The organism is Methylophaga sp. UBA5088, assembly GCF_002414625.1.
Classification (GTDB): Bacteria; Pseudomonadota; Gammaproteobacteria; order Nitrosococcales; family Methylophagaceae; genus Methylophaga; species Methylophaga marina.
This window is the reverse complement of record NZ_DIAC01000042.1, coordinates 1-2,640: the sequence shown is the minus strand read 5'-3', so window position 1 is coordinate 2,640 and position 2,640 is coordinate 1. Positions and strand designations below refer to the sequence as shown.

2 protein-coding genes are annotated in these 2,640 nt (G+C 43.3%); both read right to left on the bottom strand.

Annotated features, from left to right (window positions below):
- Positions 1 to 90 precede the first annotated feature (90 nt).
- On the bottom strand, positions 91 to 975 hold the full coding sequence (locus B4K20_RS05880) for an AraC family transcriptional regulator (protein WP_289282227.1): 885 nt from the start codon (positions 973 to 975) through the stop codon (positions 91 to 93).
- Positions 976 to 1,027: 52 nt separating this feature from the next.
- The gene (locus tag B4K20_RS05875) at positions 1,028 to 2,074 is read right to left on the bottom strand and encodes an NAD(P)-dependent alcohol dehydrogenase (RefSeq protein WP_289282226.1); all 1,047 of its coding nucleotides are present in this window, start codon (positions 2,072 to 2,074) and stop codon (positions 1,028 to 1,030) included.
- Positions 2,075 to 2,640 lie beyond the last annotated feature (566 nt).

The following is a 2,640-nucleotide window of genomic DNA, read 5'->3' as shown; positions in this document are numbered from 1 at the left end:
TAAATTTATGTCGTCCACTTGTGAGTGCTTTCCACCCTTTATGCTTACCCACAAACTCATTCAGAAACTAAGCTAACAACACTTTAAGCTCTAGACGACCATTGATTGGAGCTGAATATCTTTACTCGGTGGTTGGCCAAAAAAACGACTGTATTCCCGGCTAAATTGTGACACACTGGAATAGCCTACATGCATACACGCCGTACTCACATCCATCATTTTCGACAGCATCAGATGTTTAGCTTCATAAAGACGTAACTCTTTTTGAAACTGTAACGGGCTCATTGACGTTATCGATTTAAAATGGTGATGAAACGATGAAATGCTCATATTGACACGTTCAGCCAGTTCGTCCACTTTCATCGGTTCTGTAAAGTTTTCCTGCAACCAGGAAATGGCAGCGGAGACTTTTTGCAGATGAGAATCTGTGGTCGCAATCTGCACAACTAGTTTGCCGATATGACTTTGTAACAAACGGATATAAATTTCTTCCATTAGTAACGGTACCAGCAAGCTGGATACTTCCGTTTGTGCTGATAAACCAATTAAACGTGTAGCGGCTTCGATAATATGGGGATTAGCCTGACCAATAAAAATCGGTTTGGTGTGTGCGGTTTTAGGTAAACCGTAGGGAAACACTTTTAGTGCCGTTTCGGCCAGCTTTTGCTGATCCATATCGATAATCAAACACAAGTAGGGTTCCTCTTCACTGGCCTGAATAATCTTGGCTGAGACCGGCACCTCCGTCGAATAAACGGCCATACTGGAATCATCGTACTCGTATACATCACTCCCGATAATGGCGCGTTTAGCGCCTTGGGCAATAATGCAGATACCGGGCTGACTAATACCCCTGACAGCGACTTCGTCAATTTCAGATACCCGAAATATGCGAACGCCTGGGATAGGCAAATCAAACAGACCATCGTGTGGGGTATAGCGGCTAAGCAACTGCGCCAAAGGTTTTGTATTCATATGAGTTGTCAGAAAATGGAAAGGGCAGCCAGAAACTGGCTGCCCAGATTAGCTACGCTTCTAATGAGGCCATATCGATGACGAAACGGTACCGTACATCAGAACGTTCCATACGTTCAAATGCTGTATTAATTTCATCCATTTTGATCATTTCACATTCTGGCAAAATATTCATTCGACCACAGAAATCCAGCATTTCCTGTGTTTCTTTTATACCACCAATTAATGAGCCGGCAATACGACGACGGCCGAAAACCATGGGTGCTGTATTGGGTCCTTCAATTGGCCCAATCTGACCGACCATAACCAGTGTCGCGTCATTATCTAATAAAGGAATGTATGGATTCAGATCATGGCTGACGGGAACAGTATCAATAATGACATCAAAACCAGAAGCTGCGGCAGCCATGGCGTCTTCATCTTTTGATACCAGAAAGTTATGCGCACCTAGTTCTCTGGCATCGACTTCCTTTTTAGGTGACGTACTAATCACCGTCACATCTGCCCCTAAACCTACGGCAAGTTTAATGGCCATATGACCCAGTCCACCCATGCCAACTACGCCAACACGACTGCCTGGACCGACATTCCATTCTCTTAGAGGAGAATAGGTGGTAATTCCGGCACATAATAGAGGCGCTGCTTTAGCCAAATCCAGATTTTCAGGCAGTCGTAATACAAACTCTTCTCGTACAACGATGTGTTTGGCGTAACCACCTTGCGTCATTTCGTTGCTAATGCGATCAGGTGAGCCATAGGTCAGTGTGAACGTATTACGGCAATACTGCTCATGATCATTATGACATTCATCGCATTCCAGGCAACTATCCACCATACAGCCGACAGCCACGTTGTCACCGATATTATATTTAGTGACATTTTTACCAATTGCAGTAACACGACCGACTATTTCATGACCGGGCACAACGGGATAAGAAGAGCCACCCCAATCATTTCTGGCGACGTGCAAGTCAGAGTGACAAACGCCACAATAAAGAATTTCCATTGCTACATCATTATCACGCAATTCTCTTCGTTCAAAATGGAATGGAGCAAGAGGGGTATCTGAAGAATGAGCGGCATAACCAACAGTTTTCATAGATGAAACTCCCGTGAGTAAAAGATTTAAAGGTGAGAATACTATAGGAGGAAAAACAATATGAGACTTGCCTGATTCTACAGCCTTTATGTGTATTACTACACGATTATGATGATTCTTCTCGTATATCAATAGTGACTTAACCTCAGTCAGAACGTTCCATCTATGTCTTGTTAAGTACCTATATCACGCCATCATTTTTAGTAATCAGAACCCGTGGAGGCACATGAGCATGTTTTGCCATTAGAAGCCGGGTAACTTAAGCCTGGATGGTGAATATATTGTTAGGGTGAAGAGCGCTATCGCGATATGAGACAAGTTGGTGTTCTGGACGATATGGTCATGTTATTGGATCACATTAATTATCAGAGGGGGTACGTTTTACACAAACGTTATCAGTAGTCGAGATTAGAGAATTTTGATACAGCGTTGTTTGATATCATTCAAAGTCAGGAAGCTTTACGATACCGAGGCTAACAAATAACAAGGGTTCTAATCGGGGGATAGCGACAATGAAAATAGAGAGCGACACATTTCGAGTTCATGCGGGAGATAAGGTGAACTTG

Coding starts and splice junctions, on each gene's coding strand:
- B4K20_RS05875 (WP_289282226.1), bottom strand. CDS start 2,074: ATGAAAACTGTTGGTTATGCCGCTCATTCTTCAGATACCCCTCTTGCT.
- B4K20_RS05880 (WP_289282227.1), bottom strand. CDS start 975: ATGAATACAAAACCTTTGGCGCAGTTGCTTAGCCGCTATACCCCACAC.